Consider the following 20303-nt stretch of genomic DNA (forward strand, 5'->3'; position numbering starts at 1 on the left):
TCCGCCAGAAACAGGCCGTCCCTAATTTCTGTCATCCGACAGGAATGCGGCCCAGGCCGCGTGCCCCGCCTGAGAGCAGGTGCCGTCATGTCCGCCGTCGCCCCCACGGACGTCCGTCCGGATCCGCCCGTACGCCCCGAAGCCGAACCCGACCTCTCCCTGCGGGAGTTCGGCTACCAGCAGGAGCTGCACCGCAGCCTAGGCCGGTACGCGTCCTTCGCCGCCGGGTTCTCCTTCATCTCCGTCCTGACGACCGTCTTCCAGTTCTTCGCCGTCGGCTACGCCTTCGGCGGCCCGGTCTTCTTCTGGGCCTGGCCCGCCGTCCTCACCGGCCAGCTCCTCGTCGCCGCCTGCTTCGCCGAACTCGCCGCGCGCTACCCGATCTCCGGTGCGATCTACCAGTGGTCCACCCGGCTCAGCACGCCCTCCTTCGGCTGGTTCGCCGGCTGGATCATGGTCATCGGCCAGGTCGTGGTGGTCGCCGCGGCGGCGCTCGCGCTGCAGATGGTGATGCCGCCGATCTGGTCCGGCTTCCAGCTCATCGGCGACGACCCGTCACCTCTCTCCCCCAGCGGCGCGGCGAACGCGGCCGTGCTCGGGGCGGTCCTGCTGCTCCTGACGACGCTCGTGAACGTCCTCGACAACCGGCTGATGTCGGTCATCAACCGGGTCGGCGTCACCGCGGAGATCATCGGCGCCGTACTGATCGCCATCCTGCTCTTCACCCACTCCGAGCGCACCCCGGGGATCACCTTCCACACGGGCGGTACGGAGGCGGGCCTGCTCGGCGCCCTGCTGGTCGGCTCGTTCACGGCGGCGTACGTCCTGATCGGCTTCGACAGCGCGGGCGAGATGAGCGAGGAGACGCGCGACCCCCGCCGCACCGCGCCCCGTACCGTCCTCACCGCGCTCGGTGCGGCCGGGGTCCTGGGCGGGCTGCTCGTACTCGGCGGTCTGCTCGCGGCGCCCAGCCTGACCGACGGCCGTCTGGCGGTCGACGGGCTGAGTTACGTCCTGACCAGCAGCCTCGGCGACGGCATCGGCCGGGCCCTGCTCGTGGACGTGGTGGTCGCCATCGCCGTGGCGACGCTGGCGATCCAGACGGCGGGCTGCCGGATGCTCTTCTCCATGGCCCGCGACGGCCGGCTGCCCTGCTCAGGCCTGCTCTCGCGGGTCAACCCCCGCACCGGTATGCCGACCGCGCCCGCGCTGGTCGTGGGCGTGCTCGCGGCGGCGCTCCTGCTGCTCAACTTCGCCTCGCCCGACGCGTTCCTGGCGATCGGGACCACCTGCATCGTGATGCTGTACCTGGCGTACTCGATGGTGACGGGCCCCATGCTGCTGCGCCGTCTGCGCGGCGAGTACGCACCGCGCACGGACGCGGTGGACGAGCGGGGCGAGCCGCTGTTCTCGCTCGGGAGGTGGGGTGTGCCGGTCAATGCGCTGGCCCTGGTCTACGGCCTGTTCATGACGGTCAACCTGGCGTGGCCGCGGGCGGCGGTCTACGACCCGACGGGCGGCCACTGGTACTTCCGCTGGTTCGCGGTGCTGTTCGTCGGCGCCACGGTCGCGCTCGGCGCGGCCTACCGGCTGCGGCGGGGGCGCACCGAGAACGCGTAACCGCCCTCCGTACGCTGGTGAGATGGAGCGCAGCGAGCGAGTGGCAGGGGCCGTCGTCGGCTCGGCGGTGGGTGATGCGCTGGGGGCGCCGTTCGAGTTCGCCCTGCCCGGAATCTTCGCCGAGCGGTTCCCCGACGGGGCGGGCCAGATGCGCGGAGGCGGCGGCTGGGATCCGGGCGAGGCCACGGACGACACGCAGATGGCGGTGATGGTCGGCGAGTCGCTGCTGGAGTGCGGAGGGCTCGACCTCCCTGACATCTTCGAGCGGTTCCGGTGCTGGGCGGGGTCCGGGCCCAAGGACATCGGGCTGCAGACCGAGGACGTGCTGAGCAGCGGGGAGCCCTGGGATCTGGCGGCCGCGCTGCACTTCCAGGTCAACGGGCGTGCGGCGGGCAACGGTTCGCTGATGCGGGCGGCCACCTCCGCCGTGTACTTCGCCCGGGCGGGCCGCGACGCCACCATGGACGCGGCCCGGTGCATCGCCGCCCTCACCCATGGCGACCGCGCCGCCTGGGAGGGCACCGCGGTCTTCCACGAGCTCGTACGCCACGCCCTGGACGGCGGGGATCCGCTCGCCGCGCTGCCGGGCGCCCTCGCCGCCGTACATCCCGATCACCGGGAGCGGTGGGCGACCGTGCTCGACCCCGGCTGGCACCCGGACCGGGCGACCGAGTTCAACGGCGCGGTGTGGCCCTGTCTCGGCTCGGCTGTGTGGGCGCTGCGCACCACCTCCGGTTTCGAGGCCGCGCTGGGCGCGGCCATCGACCTCGGCGGGGACACCGACACGGTGGCCGCCGTGACGGGCGGGCTCGCGGGCGCGGTGTACGGGATCGGCGCCGTGCCCGAGCGGTGGACCGCGCCGCTGCACGTGCCGCTGCCGGGGTGGGACGGGCGGACGCTGGATGCTCCGGAGCTCGTAGAGCTGGCTCGGCGGCTCGACGGGCCGCACTCGTACTCTTGAGGCGATGACACGCCGCCGATCTCCGCTCCCGCCGTCCCCGCTCCCGCAGCGCCTCGGGGTCGACCCCGTGCGGCTGAAGCTGCCCCTCGACGGGGAGTGGGGGTCCGTCCGCGACCACCTCGTCGAGCGGCTGCCCGTCGGCGCGGACGCTGTCGACGCGATGCTCGCCGGCGGCGCGTTCGTCGGGCTCGACGGGCCGGTCCGCGCGGATGCTCCGTATGTGCCCGGGTCCACCGTCTGGTTCCACCGGGAGCTGGCCGAGGAGATCCCGGTGCCGTTCGCGATCGAGGTGCTGTACCGCGACGAGCATCTGGTCGTCGCCGACAAGCCGCACTTCCTCGCCACCACCCCGCGCGGCCGCCACATCACCCAGACCGCGCTCTCGCGGCTGCGCCACGATCTGGAGCTGCCCGCGCTGAGCCCCGCGCACCGTCTCGACCGGCTGACGGCGGGGCTGGTCATGTTCTGCGTACGGACCGAGGAGCGCGGCGCCTATCAGACGCTGTTCCGGGACCGGAAGGTCAGCAAGGAGTACGAGGCGATCGCGCCGTACGACCCGGAGCTCGACCTCCCCCGCACCGTCCGCAGCCGCATCGAGAAGGTGCGCGGGATTCTCGCCGCCCGGGAGATCGAGGGCGAGCCGAACAGCGAGAGCCGCGTCGAGCTGATCGAGCACGACGGCGGGCTCGGCCGCTACCGCCTCACACCGGTCACCGGGCGCACCCACCAGCTGCGGGTGCATATGAACGCCCTGGGCGCCCCGATCGTCGGCGACCCCTACTTCCCCACCCTGACCGACCCGGCAGCCGACGATTTCACGCATCCGCTCCAACTCCTGTCCCGGCGGCTGGAGTTCACCGATCCGGTGACCGGCAAGGAGCACCGGTTCGAGAGCGGCCGCGCACTGGAGGCCTGGTCAGCCGGCTGATCCGACACCGGCGATGCGCAGGGCCGCGTCCGCCATCGCCTCGGCCAGGGCGGCCACCGTACGGTCGGGATCGGAGCGGTGGATGAGGATCACGCCCTCGATCAGTCCGAAGACGAGGTCGGTGCGGAGCGCGAGCTCCGTCTTGTCCAGGGCGCCGCACGCGTCCGTCGCCGCGAGCAACTGCCCGTACGCGTCCTTGAGATCGGCGCGCACCTGGTGGAATCCGGCGAAGGCCTCCGAGCGCACCTCGGGCAGCAGATAGAGCCCGCCCAGATTGTGCGGACCTCCGCAGAGCAGCTCCACGTCCGAGCGGCACAGCGCATGGAGCCTGGCCGCGGGCTCCGCAGCGTCGTCCGCCAGCAGGCTTCGCGCCAGGGCCAGCGACGGGGTGACCGTGGACTCCAGGAGCTCGGCGAGCAGCTCCTCCTTGCCGGAGAAGTAGTGGTACATCGTCGCCTGGCGCATCCCCGCCCGCTCGGCGACCGCGCGGGTGGTCGTCGCCGCGTAACCGTGCGTGGTGAACAACTCGGCGGCGGATTCCAGGAGTTCGTCGCGGGCCGAGAGCCCGCTCTCCGGCCGCTGCGCTGCGCGCGGCCGTCCTACCCGCCGTCCCGTGGTGCTCATGCCGTCGATCGTCGCACACCCGCAGGCCACCGGATCTTGGTGAGGATCAGGTAACTCCCCCGCAACAGACGGGCAATGGGACGGACTCCCGGCCGTCTTAATTTCTGTCGAGCGACAGAAATGACCGCCGATCCGGAGGAGGCCGAGCCATGGCGACAGCCACGACACACGGGGCACGGGACCACGCCCGCGCCCAGCAGGGCGGCCGGGCCGAGGCCATGCCCGTGGTGCCCGCGAGCGACTGGCCCGGCGAGACGCCCGGACCTGTCGTCTGGGCGGAGACGGTGGCCGGCGGCAACTACACCCACAAGGTCCTGGCCCGCGGTACGGAGCTGCGTCTGACCGACCTCGCCGGCGACGCCTGCGCCCACCTCCTGCTGTACGTCGACGGCCGCCCCTGGGAGCGCCTGAACACCGCCGACACGGTGAAGGTGCAGTGGAACGCCTATCTCGGCGCCGGACAGCTCCTCCTCTCCGACCAGGGCCGCGTCCTCGCCACGCTCACCGCCGACACCTCGGGGCGTCACGACGCGCTCTGCGGCACCTCCACCCTCGTACGGAACACAGCGCGCTACGGCGACGGAACCCCGCAGTCCGCGTCGCCCGCCGGGCGCGAACTGCTGAAGCTGGCCGCCCTCAAGAACGGCCTCGCCGCCCGCGACCTGCCCCCCTCGCTCTCCTTCTTCCAGGGGGTGGAGGTACGCGAGGACGGCGCCCTGGACTTCACCGGCTCGGCGGGCCCCGGCGCCGCGGTCACCCTGCGCGCCGAGCAGGACGTGACCGTACTGATCGCGAACGTCCCGCACCCGCTCGACCCGCGCCCCGCCTACACCTGCACCCCGCTGGAGGTGCTGGCCTGGCGCGCCCACCCCACCGCGCCCGGCGACCCGCTCTGGGACGCCACCCCCGAAGGTCACCGCGCCTTCCTCAACACCGCCGACCACCTCACCGCCCGGGGGATCAAGTGACCGCGACAACCGTCGTACCCGCCCGCGCCGCCTGCTCGGCCGTCGTCCGCCGCGGCGAGCAACTGACCCTCACCGATCTGCACGGCAACCAGGCCGTCGACTTCCTCGTCTACGACGCGCACGACACCGCCGTCCGCTACAGCGCGCCTGACACGATCCACGCCCAGGGCAACATCTTCCTCACCACCGGCAGCGTGCTCCTCTCCGGCGAGCACACCCCGCTGATGACGGTCACCGAGGACACCTGCGGCCGCCACGACACGGTCGGCGGCGCCTGCTCCAAGGAGTCCAACACCCTGCGCTACGGCCACCACACCTACGCGCAGCACGCCTGCGTGGACAACTTCCTTGCCGAGGGCGCCCGTTACGGCCTCACCAAGCGCGACCTCGTCTCCAACATCAACTGGTACATGAACGTCCCCGTGGAGAAGGACGGCACCCTCGGCATCGTCGACGGCATCTCCGCCCCGGGCCTTCGCGTCACCCTGCGCGCCGAGACCGACGTCCTGGTCCTGGTCTCCAACTGCCCGCAGATCAACAACCCCTGCAACGGCTTCGAGCCGACCGCCGTGGAAATGACGATCAGCGAGGCGCCCACCTCATGACCTTCGACACCCTCCTCGTCGCCAATCGCGGCGAGATCGCCGTCCGCATCATCCGCACCGCGAAAGCGCTCGGCCTGCGTACGGTCGCGGTCTTCTCCGACCCCGACCGCTCGGCTCCCCACGTACGCCTGGCCGACGAGGCGGTACGCCTCGGCCCCGCCCCCGCCAAGGAGTCGTACCTGGACGCCGATCTCGTCCTCAAGGCGGCCAAGGACACCGGAGCGGGCGCCATCCACCCCGGCTACGGCTTCCTGTCCGAGGACGCCGCCTTCGCCCGCCGCTGCGAGGACGCGGGCATCGTCTTCGTCGGCCCCACCGCCCACCAGCTGGAACTCTTCGGCGCCAAGCACACGGCACGCGCCGCGGCCGAGGCGGCAGGCGTCCCGCTCGCGCCCGGCACCGGCCTGCTCCCCGACCTCGCGTCGGCGACCGAGGCGGCCGGGCGCATCGGCTACCCCGTCATGCTCAAGGCGACCGGCGGCGGAGGCGGCATCGGCATGCAGGCGGTGTACGACGCCGAGGAGCTGGCCGACGCCTGGGAGCGGGTGCAGCGCGTGGCCGCCGCCTCGTTCTCCTCCGCAGGGGTCTTCCTGGAGCGCCTCGTGGAGCACGCACGCCACGTCGAGGTGCAGGTCTTCGGCGACGGCACGGGCCGGGTGGTCACCTTCGGCGACCGCGACTGCTCGCTCCAGCGCCGCAACCAGAAGGTCCTGGAGGAGGCACCGGCCCCCGACCTGCCGGATCGCGTACGCAACCAACTGGCCGCATCCGCACGAGAGTTGTGCGCGTCCGTCGACTACCGCTCGGCCGGAACGGTCGAGTTCGTGTACGACGCCGGGCGCGAGGAGGCGTACTTCCTGGAGGTCAACACCCGCCTCCAGGTGGAGCACCCGGTCACCGAGGAGATCTACGGCGTCGACCTCGTCGAGTGGATGCTCCGCCTGGCCCAGGGCGACACCGCGGTCGTCACCGAGCCCGGCGCACCCCGCGGCCATGCCGTCGAGGCCCGCGTCTACGCCGAGGACCCCACCCGCGACCACCGCCCCAGCGCCGGCCTCCTCACCCGGGTCGCCTTCCCCGAGGGCGTCCGCGTCGACGCCTGGGTGGAGACCGGCACCGAGGTCACCACCGCGTACGACCCGATGCTGGCCAAGGTCATCGCGTACGGCAGCGACCGCACCGAGGCCCTGACCAGGCTGGACACGGCGCTCGCCGCGACCCGTGTCGACGGCATCGAGACCAATCTGGGCCTGGTGCGCGCCGCCCTGGCCTCGCCCGATGTCCGCGCCGCCACCCACTCCACGGCGACCCTCGCGGGCATCACCGACCCGACCCCGCGCATCGAGGTCACCGCGGGCGGCACGCTCACCACCGTCCAGGACTGGCCGGGCCGCACCGGCCACTGGCAGGTCGGCGTACCCCCGTCGGGCCCGATGGACGACCGCTCCTTCCGGCTCGGCAACACCGCACTGGGCAACGAACCGGGAGCCCCCGGCCTCGAATGCACGCTCCAGGGTCCGACCCTGCGCTTCACGCACGCCACCACGCTCTGCGTCACGGGCGCACCCGCCCCCGTCACGGTGGACGGCGAACAGGCCCCGCAGTGGGCGCCGTTCACGGTCCCGCCGGGGGCCCGCCTCACCGTGGGCGCTCCGTCCGGTGAAGGTCTGCGCACCTACATCCTGTTCGCGGGCGGGCTCGACGTCCCCGCCTACCTGGGCAGTGCGTCGACCTTCACGCTGGGCGGATTCGGCGGTCACGGCGGCCGGGCGCTCCGCACGGGCGACGTACTGCACGGGGGTACGGAACGGACCAGCACGAGCGCCGTCTCCCCCGCCGACCGCCCCGCGATCTCCACGGCCTGGCAGATCGGCGCGGCCGAAGGACCGCACGCCGCACCGGAGTTCTTCACCGAGGAGGACATCCACGACTTCTACGCGGCCGACTGGAAGGTCCACTTCAACTCGGCGCGCACCGGGGTCCGCCTGGTCGGCCCCAAGCCCCGCTGGGCCCGGACCGACGGCGGCGAAGCCGGCCTGCACCCCTCCAACATCCACGACACCCCCTACTCGGTCGGCGCGGTCGACTACACCGGCGACATGCCGGTGCTCCTCGGCCCCGACGGCCCCTCCCTGGGCGGCTTCGTCTGCCCGGCGACGATCATCACCTCGGAACGCTGGAAACTGGGCCAACTGCGCCCCGGCGACACGGTCCGCTTCACGCCGGTCACGGTCGCGGGCGCATCCCGCCCGGCCATCGTCGACGGCGGGATACTGGCGCGGGACGCGGATGTCACGTACCGCCGCAGCGGCGACGACAACCTCCTCGTCGAGTACGGACCGATGCAGCTGGACCTGGCGCTGCGCATGCGCGTCCACGCGCTTGCGCAGGCCGTGGCGGCAGCGGACCTCCCCGGCGTCGTGGACCTCACACCGGGCATCCGCTCGCTGCAGATCCACACGGACCCCGAGGTGCTCCCGGTCGAGGAGCTCCTGCGCTCCGTACGCCGTCTGCAGTCCCAACTCCCGCCCACGGACGCCCTGGTGGTCGAGTCCCGCACGGTCCACCTGCCGCTCTCCTGGGACGACCCGGCGACGCGCGAGGCGATCGCCCGCTATATGGCGGGCGTACGGGACGACGCACCCTGGTGCCCCTGGAACATCGAGTTCATCCGCCGAGTCAACGGCCTGACCTCGCCCGAGGAGGTCTACCGCACGGTCTTCGACGCGGAGTACCTGGTGCTCGGCCTGGGCGACGTCTACCTGGGCGCCCCGGTCGCCACCCCGCTGGACCCGCGCCACCGCCTGGTGACGACGAAGTACAACCCGGCGCGGACCTGGACCGCCGAGAACTCGGTGGGGATCGGCGGCGCCTACCTGTGCATCTACGGCATGGAGGGGCCCGGCGGCTATCAGTTCGTGGGCCGTACGACGCAGGTCTGGTCGCGGTGGCAGGAGCGTCCGTGGCTGCTGCGCTTCTTCGACCGGATCAAGTGGTATCCGGTCGGCGCGGACGAACTCCTCGAACTGCGGGCCGACATGGCGGCGGGCCGCTGGGAGCCGCGCATCGAGGGAGGCACGTTCGCGCTGGCGGACCACCAGGCCTTCCTGGCCGAGAACGCGGAGTCGATCGCAGCGTTCCGCGCGCAGCAGGCGACGGCGTTCGGGGCGGAGCGCGATGCGTGGGAGGCGTCGGGCGAGTTCACGAGGGCGGAGGCGGTGACGGAACCGGCCCCGCCCGAGGAGATCGAGATTCCGGCAGGCAGCCGTCTGATCGAGGCCGAATTCGCGGCGTCGGTATGGCAGTTGTCGGTGGCGGAGGGAGACCGCGTGGAGGCGGGCCAGCAGCTGATCGCCTTGGAGGCGATGAAGATGGAGTCCCCGGTCCACGCCCCGACGGCGTGCACGGTGACGCGCATCCTGACGAGCACGGGCGCCCAGGTCGAGGCGGGCACCCCGCTGCTGATCCTCACGCCGTGACACCAGGCAGATTCAGCCCGTCCGGCGTTTGAGGACGAGCGGCCGAAGGCCGCGACAAGGGGGTCCGGGGGCAACGCCCCCGGTTTCGGGAAGGGGCGGGTCAGGGGACTCGCTCCGCGCAGCGGCCCCCGTATCGGCCCGCCGCCAACCAACTACCAAGGAGGCCACCCCCGTGCACCCCGCCACCGCACACCGCATCGCCGCCGCCTACGCCCGCATCGCAGCCACCAACCGCCCCGAGATCTGGATCACCCTCCGCCCCCAGGCCGAAGTGGAGGCGGAGGCGAAGGCCATCGACCCCCAACTCCCCCTGGCAGGCCGCCTCTTCGCCGCAAAGGGCAACATAGACGTGGCAGGCCTCCCCACCACCGCAGGCTGCCCGTCCTACGCGTACACACCTCAGACGGACGCTCCCGTGGTAGCAAGCCTCCGAGCAGCCGGCGCCCTCCTCATCGGCACGACGAACCTCGACCAGTTCGCCACCGGCCTGGTCGGCACCCGCTCCCCCTACGGCGCCGTACGCAACGCCATCGACCCCACCCGCGTCAGCGGCGGCTCCAGCTCCGGCTCAGCCGTGGCGACAGCGCTCGGCATCGTCGACTTCGCCCTCGGCACGGACACCGCGGGATCGGGCCGGGTCCCCGCCGCCTTCAACGGCATCGTCGGCCTGAAACCGACCTACGACCTGGTCCCCGCCGAAGGCGTCGTCCCGGCCTGCGCGAGCCTGGACTGCGTCACCGTCTTCGCCCGTACGCTGCCCGAGGCCGAACAGGCCCTCGCCCACATGACCTCCGGCCCCACCACAGCCGCACCACCCCGCCGCCCCGGCCCGTACCGCATAGCGATCCCCTCGACCACCCAGCTGGGCGAGATGGACAAGGGCTGGCCCGAGGCGTACGAAGCCGCCGCGCTCCGCCTCGCGGCAGCGGGCGCCGAACTGCGCCCCATCGACCTGACACCGTTCACCGAGGCCACCGCCCTGCTCTACGAGGGCGCCTTCGTGGCCGAGCGGTACACCGCGGTAGGTCCTTTCGTCGACAAAGACACCCCCGACCTCGACCCCACGGTCGCCGCGATCGTCCGCCGCGCCCGCGACATCCCGGCCCACCGCCTCTTCGCCGACCAGGCCCGCATCGCCGCCCTCCGCGCCCAGGCACTCACCGCGCTCGGCGACGCGGACGCACTCCTCCTGCCCACGGCCCCCGGCCACCCCACCCTCGCCGAAGTGGCGGCCGAACCCTTCGCCGCCAACGCCCGCCTGGGCCGCTTCACCAACTCCACCAACCTCTTCGGCCTGTGCGCGGCCGCCGTCCCCGCCGGCCAGGTCGAAGGACTCCCCTTCGGCGTGATGCTGATCGGCCCCGCCCACGCGGACGAGCGCCTCGCCCGTATCGCCGCACTCCTCACCCCGCCCACCCGCATCGCCGTGGTCGGCGCCCACCTCACAGGCGAGCCGCTCAACCCCCAACTCCTCTCCCTGGGAGCCCATTTCGACAGCACAACAACAACTTCACCCCACTACCGCCTGTACGCGCTCCCCACCACCCCTCCCAAACCGGGCCTCGTCCGCACGACGCCCGGCGACGGCGCGACCGTCGAAGCCGAGCTCTGGAACCTGCCCCCGGAGGGCCTGGGCGCCCTGGTCGCGTCCCTCCCCCACCCCATGGCGATCGGCAGCGTGGAACTGGCCGACGGCACCACCGTCCCCGGATTCCTCTGCGAGCCGAGCGCGCTCGAAGGGGCGAAGGACATCACGGCGTACGGCGGCTGGCGGGCGTACAGGAGAGGTTGACGTACGTCCAACAACCCTGTTCCACTGGGCAGATGCGTCCTCAGCTGCGGCTGGTCACCCGCGACCACATCGACTTCGGTCGCGTGTGGTCGGCGTCGTGTTGTGCCTGACGGCACGACCACACCACGACACGACCACCATCACCCCGCAGCGCACCGAATGAGGATCTGTCATGCCCGTCGAGTTTCTCGGCATAGCCGCGACCCATGAAGGCTCCGAAGTCACGCCCCGCACCGGGCCGTCCTTCGACAAGGAGTACACACTCAAGCTGGCCCGCGCGCACCAGGACTACGGCTGGGACCGCGTCCTGTTCGCGTACGGATCAGGATCGCCGGACCCCTCCCCCGCCGCCGCGTACATCGCGGCCCGCACCGAGACGCTGCAGATCCTGGTCGCGCACCGGCCGAACGTCTCGTACCCCACCTTCGCCGCCAAGACGTTCGCCACCCTCGACCGGATCAGCGACGGCCGTCTCGCCGTGCACTTCATCACCGGGGGCAACGACCACGAGCAGCAGCGCGAGGGCGACTTCCTCACCAAGGACGAGCGGTACGCCCGCACCCGCGAGGCCATCCAGATCATCAAGAAGGCGTGGACGACCCACGAGCCCTTCGACCACGAGGGCACGCACTATCGCTTCAACGACTTCGTGAGCGACACCTTCCCGGTCCAGCAGCCGCACCCGCAGGTCTCGTTCGGCGGTTCCTCGCCCGCCGCGTACGCAGCAGGCGGGGCCGAGGCCGACATCTACTGCCTGTGGGGCGAACCCCTCGCGGAGACCGCCGAACAAATCCAATCGGTGAAGGCGGCGGCCAGAGCAGCCGGCCGTACCGATGTACCCAGGATCCAGGTCGCCTTCCGCCCGATCATCGCGCCCACCGAGGAGCTGGCCTGGGAGAAGGCCCATCGCACCCTGGACCGCATCAAGGCCCGCAAGGCGGGCGCGCCGCTCTCCCGCCGCCACCCGCTGAAGAACCCGGAGAACTCCGGATCCCAGCGGCTCCTCGCGGTCGCCGGCCGAGGTGAGCGCCACGACCGCGCCCTGTGGACGCCGACGTCCGCGGAGACCGGTGGCGCGGGCAACTCGACGGCTCTGGTGGGCACTCCGGAGACGGTCGCCCAGGCGCTGCTCGACTACTACGACCTGGGCGTGGAGATCCTTTCCGCCCGCGGTTACGACCTGCTCGACGACGCGATCGACTTCGGCCGCCATGTCATCCCGATCGTCCGCGAAGAGGTCGCCAAGCGCGACGCGGCGAAGACCGCGGCCGCCTGAGCGCAGCGGCCCCCGCCGGAAGAGTCCCGGCGGGGGCCGCTCACCCGTCTCTGCGTACGGTCAGCCGACCGAGCTGTACGCCACGACACCCCGCAGCACCGCGTCGACCGCCTTGCGTGCGTTCTTCGCGACGGTCGAGTTCTCGCGCGGCGCGGCAGCGGCGATCTGCCCCAGCACGTCGATGACCTGCTTGCACCAGCGGACAAAGTCCCCGGCGGGCATCTCGGCCTCGCGCAGCACCTCGTCCAGACCCTTGCCCGACGCCCACTGATAGACCGGCCATGCGAACCCGAGATCGGGCTCGCGCTGCCCGACACCCTCCGTCTGGTTGATCTTGAAGTCCTCCTCCAGGGCGTCGAGCCTGCCCCAGATACGGACCATGTCGCCGAGCGCGGCCTTCGCGTTACCCGAGGGCACCTTGGGTGCGACCGCGTCGTCCGACTGCCGGGCCTCGAACACCAACGCCGAGATGCAGGCAGCCAGTTCGGCAGGGCTCAGGCCCTCCCACACACCCTCGCGAATGCACTCACTGGCCAGCAGGTCCAGCTCGCCGTACAGCCGGGCCAGCCGCTTGCCGTGCACGGTCGCCTCGTCGCCGCGCAGATAGTCCAGCTCCGTCAGCAGGGCATGGATCCGGTCGAAGGTGCGGGCGATGGTGTTCGTCCGGCCTTCGATACGGCGCTCCAACTGCTGGGTGTCACGCTGCAGCCGGTGATAGCGCTCCGCCCAGCGCGCATGGTCCTCGCGCTCGTCGCAGCCGTGGCAAGGGTGCGCCCGCAGTTCGCTCCGCAGCCGGATGATCTCCCGGTCGTCGGCGGCGGCCGCACGCCCGCGCCGCTGCTTCTCGGGCCGCACGTGCCCGGCCTTGGCGCGCAGCGCCGACGCCAGGTCCCGACGCGACTGCGGGGAGCGCGGGTTGAAGGACTTCGGGATCCGCATCGTGTCGAGCGCCTCGACCGGTACGGGGAAGTCCATCGAAGCCAGCCGCTTCACCTGCCGCTCGGCGGTCAGCACCAGGGGCCTGGGCCCGTCCTGGTGCTCGAAACCCCGGTGCCCGTTGGCCCGTCCCGCCGGAACTCCAGGATCAAGGACCAGAGCCAGACCGGCGAACTTGCCCGTCGGCACATGGATGACGTCGCCCGTCTTCAGCTTCTCCAGCGCGCTGGCGGCAGCCGCCCACTTCTGCGACACACCCTGCTTGGCCAGCTCGGTCTCGCGGTCCTTCAGGTCACGCCGCAGCCGCGCGTACTCCTCGAAGTCCCCGAGATGGCAGGTCATGCCCTCCTGATAGCCCTCGAGTCCCTCTTCGTTCCGCTGGACCTGCTTGGAGATCCCTACGACGGACCGGTCCGCCTGGAACTGCGCGAAGGACGTCTCAAGGAGCTCGCGAGACCGATGCCGCCCGAACTGCTGCACCAGGTTCACGGCCATGTTGTACGAGGGCCGGAAGCTGGACCGCAGCGGATACGTACGCGTGCCCGCAAGCCCCGCGAGCGCACCCGGGTCCATGGCACGCTGCCACAGCACCACGGCATGGCCCTCGACGTCGATCCCGCGCCGCCCGGCCCGCCCGGTGAGCTGGGTGTACTCACCGGGGGTGATGTCGGCGTGCTGTTCGCCGTTCCACTTGACGAGCTTCTCCAACACCACGGACCTGGCAGGCATGTTGATGCCGAGCGCAAGCGTCTCCGTCGCGAAGACCGCCTTGACGAGCCCCTTCACGAAGAGCTCCTCGACGACCTCCTTGAACGTCGGCAGCATCCCCGCGTGGTGCGCGGCGATGCCTCGCTCCAGGCCTTCCAGCCACTCGTAATACCCCAGAACATGCAGGTCCTCACGGGGAATCGAGGCCGTCCGCTCCTCGACGATCTCCCGGACCGTGTGCCGCGCCTCTTCCTTGTTGAGCCGCAGCCCGGCGGTCAGACACTGCTGTACGGCGGCCTCGCAGGCGGCCCGGCTGAAGATGAACGTGATCGCGGGCAGCAGGCCCTCGTTGTCGAGGCGGTCGATGACCTCGGCCCTGCTGGGCGTCCAGATCCGGCTGCGGGAGCGCCGCTCGCGCTCGCGGTCCGCCTCGCGCACCATCTTTCCGCGCCGACGGTCCCGCGGGTTGTAGGTGTTCTGGTTCTCCTGCCGGGCCATGCGCAGCAGATCAGGATTGACCTCGCGCTTCGCACCTCCCCGGCCGCCGTGGTCCGTGGACTCCTCGAAGAGGTCGAACATCTTCCGCCCGGCGAGCACGTGCTGCCACAGTGGCACGGGCCGGTGCTCGGAGACGATCACTTCGGTGTCGCCGCGCACGGTGTCCAGCCAGTCGCCGAACTCCTCGGCGTTGGAGACGGTCGCCGAGAGCGAGACCAGGGTCACCGAATCCGGGAGGTGAATGATCACTTCCTCCCAGACGGCACCGCGGAAACGGTCGGAGAGGTAGTGCACCTCGTCCATCACCACATACCCGAGCCCGTTCAGCGCCTGCGACCCGGCGTACAGCATGTTCCGCAGCACCTCGGTGGTCATGACGACCACGGGCGCATCGGAGTTGACGCTGTTGTCACCGGTGAGCAGACCGACCTTGTCGGCGCCGTAGCGCCGGGCGAGGTCGGCGAACTTCTGGTTGGACAGGGCCTTGATGGGGGTGGTGTAGAAGCACTTGCGGCCCTGTTCCAGGGCCAGGTGCACGGCGAACTCGCCGACAATGGTCTTGCCCGAGCCGGTGGGTGCCGCGACGAGCACACCCTTGCCGGCCTCCAGGGCTTTGCACGCCTCGATCTGGAACGGGTCGAGATCGAACTCGTACATGCCGCGGAAGGGGGCCAGCGCAGTGGCCTCTTCAGCAGCTCGGATGCGGGCAGCTGCGTATCGCTCAGCGGGCGAAAGGTCCTCGGTCATCTTGTAAAGGAGCCTACCCGCCAGGTCTGACACCTAGCGCGATCTTTAATTACCAGCCCAGAACCCGCACGGCGCCCGGCACGCACTCGGCCGTCAGCGGCAGCGCCCCCAGGGGTTCACCGTCCGCATACCCGGTCACATCCGCCGCTTCCAGCGCGATCTTCCGCACCCGGTGCACGGTGACGAGCCGGTGGCCGAGGTGCGTCCCCCGGTACACCTTCGGGAAGACCTTGATCAGCTCCGTACGCGAGCATTCCCCGACCACGGTCACATCGAAGAGTCCGTCGTCGAGCTCGGCCCCGGCACACATGCGCATCCCGCCGCCGTACGAGGTCCCGTTCCCGACGGCGATCAAGGTCGCCGCGATCTCCCGCACCGGTCCGTCGTCGAAGGAGACCTTGTAGGGGATCGCTCTGAGCCCGGCCAGCTCCGCGACCATCGCGGCGTCGTACTTGAAGCGGCCGCGCGGCCACCGCATCCGGTTGCCCCGGTCGTTCACTCGGGAGTCGAACCCGGAGGCGAGCACGGTCCCGAACCAGCGCTCCCCGACCCGCCCCAGATCCACGGACCGCACCGGCCCGCCGGACAGGGCCTCGGCGGCAAGCCGCCCAGCCGCAGCCGGGTCCCGTACGGGAAGACCCAGCGTCCGGGCGAAGTCGTTGCCGGTGCCCACCGCGACCACCCCGAGCGGGGTCCGCGTCCCGGCGACGGCCTGCAGCGCGAGATTGACCATGCCGTCGCCGCCGACGGCGATCAGCGCCCCGGTACCCGAGGCGACGGCCGCCCGGGCCCGCCGCAGCGCGTCCCCGGCGTCCTCGCCCACGACGGTGGTCACGGAGAATCCGGCGGCCCGCAACGCAGAAGCGGCCGGCTGCGCGGCATGCGCGCCCCGGCCGCGTCCCGCGGTGGGATTGACGAAGAGGGTGATCTCGCTGGTCACGAGCGGACCCTACAAGATCAGGTGATGTCGTCGTAACCGTTGAGCCTGCTGGATCGTCCGCCGTCCGACTGCTCGGGCAGGGAGGGCGTGGTCACGCTCTCCATCTCACCGATGTCCTCGGGCGTGAGATCGAGGTCGGAGGCCTCGTCGTCAGCCGGGCCCTCGCTCTCGCGCAGCGCCTTCCGGCGGTCGTTGAGGATCGAGATCGCGGTGGCCACGAAGTACAGCACCCAGATCGGTCCGGCCAGCGCCAGCATGGTGATCGGGTCCGTGCTGGGAGTCGCGACAGCGGCAAAGACCGTGATCCCCATGATCATGGCCCGCCACCAGCCGAGCATGCGCTTGCCGGTGATGATCCCGACGAAGTTCAGCATGACCAGCAGCAGTGGCAGCTCGAAGGACAGCCCGAAGACGACCACCATGCGCGAGATCAGATCGAGCAGGTCGTCCAGCGGCAGCTGGTTGTCGAGGTCGGCCGGCGAGAAGTCCAGCAGGACCTTCGCCATCGTCGGCAGCGTCTTGTACGCGAAGAAACCGCCGGCCAGAAAGAGCGGGAAGCCCGCGGCCACGAATCCGACCGTGTACTTGCGCTCGTTCTTGTGCAGCCCCGGCGCGATGAAGGCCCACAGCTGGTAGAGCCAGATCGGCGAGGACAGCGCTACACCGGCCATCAGCGAGACCTTGAGCGCCAGGGTGAACGGCGTCAGCAGACCGTTCAGGACGATGCGGGCGCAGTTGCCGCTCTCGTGCTGCGACAGCTCAGCCAGGTTTTTCTCACAGCCGACCGCATTCAGCACCGGGTTGGTGAAGAATTCGATGATGTCCTTGTAGAAAAAGGCAGCAACGATCGTGACGATGACGATCGCCAGCATCGCCTTTGCGAGCCGGTTGCGCAGCTCGCGCAGGTGCTCCACGAGGGGCATACGCCCCTCAGGGTCCTTCTCCACTCTGCGGGCAGACTTGCTCAACCCACGTCCTCATCTCGTGCGGCGGGCGTCCGCAATCCACGGCGCCCGCTCCGGCCCAGGGATCAGTGCTTGGTCGAGTCCGTCGGCTCTGCGACGGGACGCGCACTGGTCACGTCGCCGGGCGACGCCTGGATCGTACGAGGGGCTTCGGTGGACTGGGCCGTGGTGTTCTGCGGCGGGTCGGCCGGAGCGGTCTGGCCGCCGTCCGACTTCATGGCCTTGGCCTCGCTCTTGAGGATGCGGGCGGACTTGCCCAGCGAACGGGCCATGTCCGGAAGCTTCTTCGCGCCGAACAGCAGGACGATGACGACGAGGATCAGGATGATCTCGGGTGCGCCGAGCCTTCCGAACATAACTGTGTACCTTCTCACCGAGGCGGCAGGGGTGGGACTGTCCGACCGATCGGACAGGTGTCCGGTCGTCGTGCTGGCAGCGATCGTAACCCGCAGGAGTAAACACAGGGCAATGCCTGTGCATACTCTCGCCCGCAGCCCGCGCCTCGCTGACCGGACCGCGACCTGCAGCGTACCGCCCGAATCTGTGTTGCAGCAGTGCCCGTTGCGCTATCGCAAGGCTTCGCCAGTGCGAGCCAGACCCGTGGCGGCTCGTTCGAGCCCCTCGGCGGCGGTGTTGATCTCCTGTGTGGTGCGCGCCACTTGGCGCCCCAGGCGCTGCGCCTCGACGAACACCTTGATCGCGAGGACGCCGAGCACGGCGACCCCACAGAAACCCAGAGCGATTGCGAGCATCGGCCAGAACATGTGCCGAGCTTAGGGGGTGTCCGGCGGATCATGCCGCGGTCGCGCCGGTCTGGCACGCACACCTGCGGCGTTGTCGTCAGTTGTCAACGCTCCGCGTTGCCGCCTTCCTCCGCCTTGCAGTTGCACGCACCAGACCACCGCTCACCAGCAGTGAAAGGTTCAACGCCAAGCAAGAGCGACCTGATCCGCCGGACACCCCCTAGATCGCCGAGTGGAGGCGGAGCGTCCGAACCCCTCCGCCGGTGAGGAGTTCGACGATCCGCTCGCCCGCGGGCTTGCGGACCGAGGCGCCGCACTCCGGGCAGGTGAAGGAGTAGAAGGTCGTACGGCGGCTGGCGCCGATCGCCAGCCGGAGCGCCTCGGCGGCCAGTTCGAAGCGTCCGCGGCAGTCCGGGCAGGCGGCCTTGAAGATGGTCGGGCCAACCTGCTCCGAAATACCGGACATTGCAGGCAAATTGCGCATTACATCCTCACCCCTGCACGTCGTAGGCCGCGAGCGCCTCGCGGGCCGCCTGCTGTGCGCTGTCCGCCACATATCGCGGCGAGACGATGCGCCCGTCCCTGCCGAGCCTCAGTGCGAGGCGCCGCAGCGAGGTGGGATCCGGTGTACGCAGAGTGATCCGCAGACCTCCGTCGGCGAGCTCCTCCGCGCTGTCGTGCGGGTAGTACTCGGCCACCCAGCGCCCGCCGGGGCCGACCTCGACCACGACCTCCGGATCGTCCGCCGAGGGCTGTACAAGGCCCTCGGAGAGATCACGCAGCTCGATCTCGGGCGGCGACGACGCCTCGTCGAGCAGCCTGATCTCGGCCACCCGGTCGAGCCGGAAGGTGCGCCGCGCCTCGGAGAGGTAGCACCACGCCTCCATGTACGTATGGCCGACGGCGAAGAGCCGGATCGGGTCCACCTCGCGCTCGGTCAGCTCGTCCCGCGCCGGCGAGTAGTAGCGCACCCAGAGCCGGCGCCGCTCGGCGATCGCCCGGTCGACGTCGGCGAAGACGCCGCCCTCCGACTCGAAGGTCACTGAGAGCCGCGAGCTGGCCCCGGCCGCCTCACCGGCCGCCGTCTCCAGCTTCGCCGTGGCCCGCAGCAGCGCCTGCCGGTCGCCCTCGCGCAGCCCGGGCAGCGTGGAGACCGCACGCGCGGCCACCAGCAGCGCGGTCGCCTCGTCGGCGGCGAGACGCAGCGGTTCGGCCACGTCGTCCGGGTTGTGCCACCAGATGCGGTCGCCGTCGGTGTCGATGTCGAGGAGGTCGCCGCCGCGGAAACTCGTACCGCACATGGGCAGCACGTCGAGGTCGGAGATCAGCTCGTCCTCGGTGATCCCGAAGGCGCGCGCCACATCACCGACGCGGGCTCCCGGGCGCTCCCGGAGGTACGTCACCAGGGAGAGCATCCGACGGGTCTGGTCGATCGCGTTCGTAGCCACCGCTGCCTCTCAGTCCTTGGCCACGGCGCGCAGCCGGTCCACCACGTCGGCCCGCAGGTCAGCGGGCTCCAGCACGACCACGTCGGGGCCGAACTCCACCAGCCAGGCATCGAGCCCGTGTCCGTACGGGATCTCCAGCTCGTCCCAGCCCTCGCCCGCCTCCCGCACCGAGGTGGCCCGGGAGCGCAGCGGATATCCGGCGCCCCTGCGCAGCCTGATCAGGGCGGAGCGCGTCGCGCTCTCCCCCGCCCAGCTCGCCACCGTCTCCCGTACGGTCACCACGTCGGGGACATCGGCGGTGAAGGCGCTCGACTTCGACCGGACCCTGCCGGTGATCCGGGAGAGCCGGAAGACGCGCTCGGCGGCCCGGTCCCGGTCCCAGCCGGCGAGATACCAGTGCCCGCGCCAGCACTCCAGCGTCCAGGGCTCGACCTGACGGGTCTCGGGTCGGGCGGCATTGGCCTTGCGGTACTCGAAGACCACGGGACGGCGGTCGCGGCAGGCCAGCATGAGGGGCTCGAACGCCGCCTCGTGCACCGGAATCCGCGGCTCCAGCGCGCTCTGTCCCTCGGTGTCCGTTCCGCCCGCCTCGGGCATCCCTGCGGCCCGCAGCTTCTGCAGCGCACCGCTGGCCGCACCGGCGAGACGTGCCTGCTGCCAGACCTTGGCCGCGAGCCCCAGGGCTGCGGCCTCCTCGGCGTCCAGTGCGACGGGCGGCAGCCTGTTGCTGTCACGGCGGGCCAGATAGCCCACCTCCGCGTCGAGGTTCTCCACGGTCTCGATCACCAGGCCGAGCTCGCGCAGATCGTCCTTGTCGCGCTCGAACATCCGGTTGAAGGAATCATCGGAACCGGCCTCGAGATAGGCCTCGATGGAGCCCCTCAACTCACGCTTGGAGAGCGGGCGGCGGGTCCCCAGCAGGCACAGCGCCAGATTCATCAGCCGCTCGGCCTTGGCAATCGCCATCGACGCCCTCTCTATGTCACTGGGAAAACGCAGCACCGGCTACGACCGTTGACCGTACCGCTCACAGGGTGCGTGGCAAAAGCCGAGGGCCCATGCCAG

General features: G+C 70.9%; 17 protein-coding genes. 8 read left to right on the top strand and 9 right to left on the bottom strand.

Annotation, left to right across the window (positions count from 1 at the left end; all coding sequences use genetic code 11):
- Nucleotides 1-87 precede the first annotated feature (87 nt).
- Genes AB0H78_RS15725 through AB0H78_RS15735 form a run of 3 tightly spaced genes read left to right on the top strand, consistent with a single transcriptional unit; the run spans nt 88 to nt 3509 of the window.
- On the top strand, nt 88-1620 hold the full coding sequence (locus AB0H78_RS15725; RefSeq protein WP_363234928.1) for an amino acid permease: 1533 nt from the start codon (nt 88-90) through the stop codon (nt 1618-1620).
- Nucleotides 1621-1642: 22 nt separating this feature from the next.
- Nucleotides 1643-2581 carry an ADP-ribosylglycohydrolase family protein gene (locus AB0H78_RS15730; RefSeq protein ID WP_363234929.1) on the top strand — a complete coding sequence of 313 codons (939 nt, stop codon included), beginning with the start codon at nt 1643-1645 and terminating at the stop codon, nt 2579-2581.
- Nucleotides 2582-2585: 4 nt separating this feature from the next.
- Nucleotides 2586-3509: an RluA family pseudouridine synthase gene (locus tag AB0H78_RS15735; protein ID WP_363234930.1), complete on the top strand. Its 924-nt coding sequence runs from the start codon at nt 2586-2588 to the stop codon at nt 3507-3509.
- Here AB0H78_RS15735 and AB0H78_RS15740 read toward each other — a convergent pair.
- Entirely contained in the window at nt 3498-4133 is a 636-nt protein-coding gene (locus AB0H78_RS15740) for a helix-turn-helix domain-containing protein (protein WP_363234931.1), read from the bottom strand. The two genes, AB0H78_RS15735 and AB0H78_RS15740, sit on opposite strands and share 12 nt — an antisense overlap.
- A 149-nt stretch (nt 4134-4282) precedes the next feature.
- Here AB0H78_RS15740 and AB0H78_RS15745 point away from each other — a divergent pair, with 149 nt between their 5' ends.
- From AB0H78_RS15745 to AB0H78_RS15765, 5 genes are all read left to right on the top strand, one after another.
- Nucleotides 4283-5101 carry an urea amidolyase associated protein UAAP1 gene (locus AB0H78_RS15745; protein WP_363234932.1) on the top strand — a complete coding sequence of 273 codons (819 nt, stop codon included), beginning with the start codon at nt 4283-4285 and terminating at the stop codon, nt 5099-5101.
- Nucleotides 5098-5706 (top strand): urea amidolyase associated protein UAAP2, encoded by a 609-nt coding sequence (locus AB0H78_RS15750; protein ID WP_363234933.1) that lies wholly within the window; start codon nt 5098-5100, stop codon nt 5704-5706. The genes AB0H78_RS15745 and AB0H78_RS15750 overlap by 4 nt, the downstream gene beginning before the upstream one ends.
- Nucleotides 5703-9185: a 5-oxoprolinase/urea amidolyase family protein gene (locus AB0H78_RS15755; protein ID WP_363234934.1), complete on the top strand. Its 3483-nt coding sequence runs from the start codon at nt 5703-5705 to the stop codon at nt 9183-9185. Before AB0H78_RS15750 ends, AB0H78_RS15755 begins: the two co-directional genes overlap by 4 nt.
- A gap of 172 nt (nt 9186-9357) precedes the next feature.
- Complete coding sequence (locus tag AB0H78_RS15760) at nt 9358-10977, top strand: allophanate hydrolase (protein WP_363234935.1); 1620 nt, start codon at nt 9358-9360, stop codon at nt 10975-10977.
- 172 nt (nt 10978-11149) lie between these two features.
- Complete coding sequence (locus AB0H78_RS15765) at nt 11150-12253, top strand: LLM class flavin-dependent oxidoreductase (RefSeq protein ID WP_363234936.1); 1104 nt, start codon at nt 11150-11152, stop codon at nt 12251-12253.
- Nucleotides 12254-12313: 60 nt separating this feature from the next.
- Here AB0H78_RS15765 and AB0H78_RS15770 read toward each other — a convergent pair whose 3' ends face one another.
- The 8 genes from AB0H78_RS15770 to AB0H78_RS15805 all read right to left on the bottom strand — a co-directional run bounded on the left by AB0H78_RS15770 (nt 12314) and on the right by AB0H78_RS15805 (nt 20204).
- Nucleotides 12314-15142 (bottom strand): DEAD/DEAH box helicase, encoded by a 2829-nt coding sequence (locus tag AB0H78_RS15770; RefSeq protein WP_363234937.1) that lies wholly within the window; start codon nt 15140-15142, stop codon nt 12314-12316.
- 49 nt (nt 15143-15191) lie between these two features.
- The gene (locus AB0H78_RS15775) at nt 15192-16082 is read right to left on the bottom strand and encodes a diacylglycerol kinase (protein WP_363234938.1); all 891 of its coding nucleotides are present in this window, start codon (nt 16080-16082) and stop codon (nt 15192-15194) included.
- 17 nt (nt 16083-16099) lie between these two features.
- Entirely contained in the window at nt 16100-17050 is a 951-nt protein-coding gene (gene tatC / locus AB0H78_RS15780) for a twin-arginine translocase subunit TatC (RefSeq protein WP_363234939.1), read from the bottom strand.
- A gap of 62 nt (nt 17051-17112) precedes the next feature.
- A complete protein-coding gene (gene tatA, locus AB0H78_RS15785) occupies nt 17113-17403 on the bottom strand; it encodes a Sec-independent protein translocase subunit TatA (RefSeq protein WP_363234940.1) in 291 nt (96 codons plus the stop codon).
- A 210-nt stretch (nt 17404-17613) separates the two neighbouring features.
- A complete protein-coding gene (locus AB0H78_RS15790) occupies nt 17614-17811 on the bottom strand; it encodes a hypothetical protein (RefSeq protein WP_363234941.1) in 198 nt (65 codons plus the stop codon).
- A 199-nt stretch (nt 17812-18010) separates the two neighbouring features.
- Nucleotides 18011-18274, bottom strand: coding sequence for a hypothetical protein (locus AB0H78_RS15795; protein WP_363234942.1), 264 nt, complete (start codon nt 18272-18274; stop codon nt 18011-18013).
- Nucleotides 18275-18281: 7 nt separating this feature from the next.
- Nucleotides 18282-19238, bottom strand: a complete 957-nt coding sequence (locus AB0H78_RS15800) for a WYL domain-containing protein (protein ID WP_363234943.1) — start codon at nt 19236-19238, stop codon at nt 18282-18284.
- A gap of 9 nt (nt 19239-19247) precedes the next feature.
- Entirely contained in the window at nt 19248-20204 is a 957-nt protein-coding gene (locus tag AB0H78_RS15805) for a WYL domain-containing protein (RefSeq protein WP_363234944.1), read from the bottom strand.
- Between the last annotated feature and the right edge of the window lie 99 nt (nt 20205-20303).

Source organism: Streptomyces sp. NPDC050738 (genome assembly GCF_040654175.1).
Lineage (GTDB): Bacteria > Actinomycetota > Actinomycetes > Streptomycetales > Streptomycetaceae > Streptomyces.

Coding starts and splice junctions, on each gene's coding strand:
- AB0H78_RS15725 (WP_363234928.1), top strand. CDS start 88: ATGTCCGCCGTCGCCCCCACGGACGTCCGTCCGGATCCGCCCGTACGC.
- AB0H78_RS15805 (WP_363234944.1), bottom strand. CDS start 20,204: ATGGCGATTGCCAAGGCCGAGCGGCTGATGAATCTGGCGCTGTGCCTG.
- AB0H78_RS15745 (WP_363234932.1), top strand. CDS start 4,283: ATGGCGACAGCCACGACACACGGGGCACGGGACCACGCCCGCGCCCAG.
- AB0H78_RS15795 (WP_363234942.1), bottom strand. CDS start 18,274: ATGCGCAATTTGCCTGCAATGTCCGGTATTTCGGAGCAGGTTGGCCCG.
- AB0H78_RS15755 (WP_363234934.1), top strand. CDS start 5,703: ATGACCTTCGACACCCTCCTCGTCGCCAATCGCGGCGAGATCGCCGTC.
- AB0H78_RS15770 (WP_363234937.1), bottom strand. CDS start 15,142: ATGACCGAGGACCTTTCGCCCGCTGAGCGATACGCAGCTGCCCGCATC.
- AB0H78_RS15740 (WP_363234931.1), bottom strand. CDS start 4,133: ATGAGCACCACGGGACGGCGGGTAGGACGGCCGCGCGCAGCGCAGCGG.
- AB0H78_RS15765 (WP_363234936.1), top strand. CDS start 11,150: ATGCCCGTCGAGTTTCTCGGCATAGCCGCGACCCATGAAGGCTCCGAA.
- AB0H78_RS15735 (WP_363234930.1), top strand. CDS start 2,586: ATGACACGCCGCCGATCTCCGCTCCCGCCGTCCCCGCTCCCGCAGCGC.
- tatA (WP_363234940.1), bottom strand. CDS start 17,403: ATGTTCGGAAGGCTCGGCGCACCCGAGATCATCCTGATCCTCGTCGTC.
- AB0H78_RS15790 (WP_363234941.1), bottom strand. CDS start 17,811: ATGTTCTGGCCGATGCTCGCAATCGCTCTGGGTTTCTGTGGGGTCGCC.
- AB0H78_RS15730 (WP_363234929.1), top strand. CDS start 1,643: ATGGAGCGCAGCGAGCGAGTGGCAGGGGCCGTCGTCGGCTCGGCGGTG.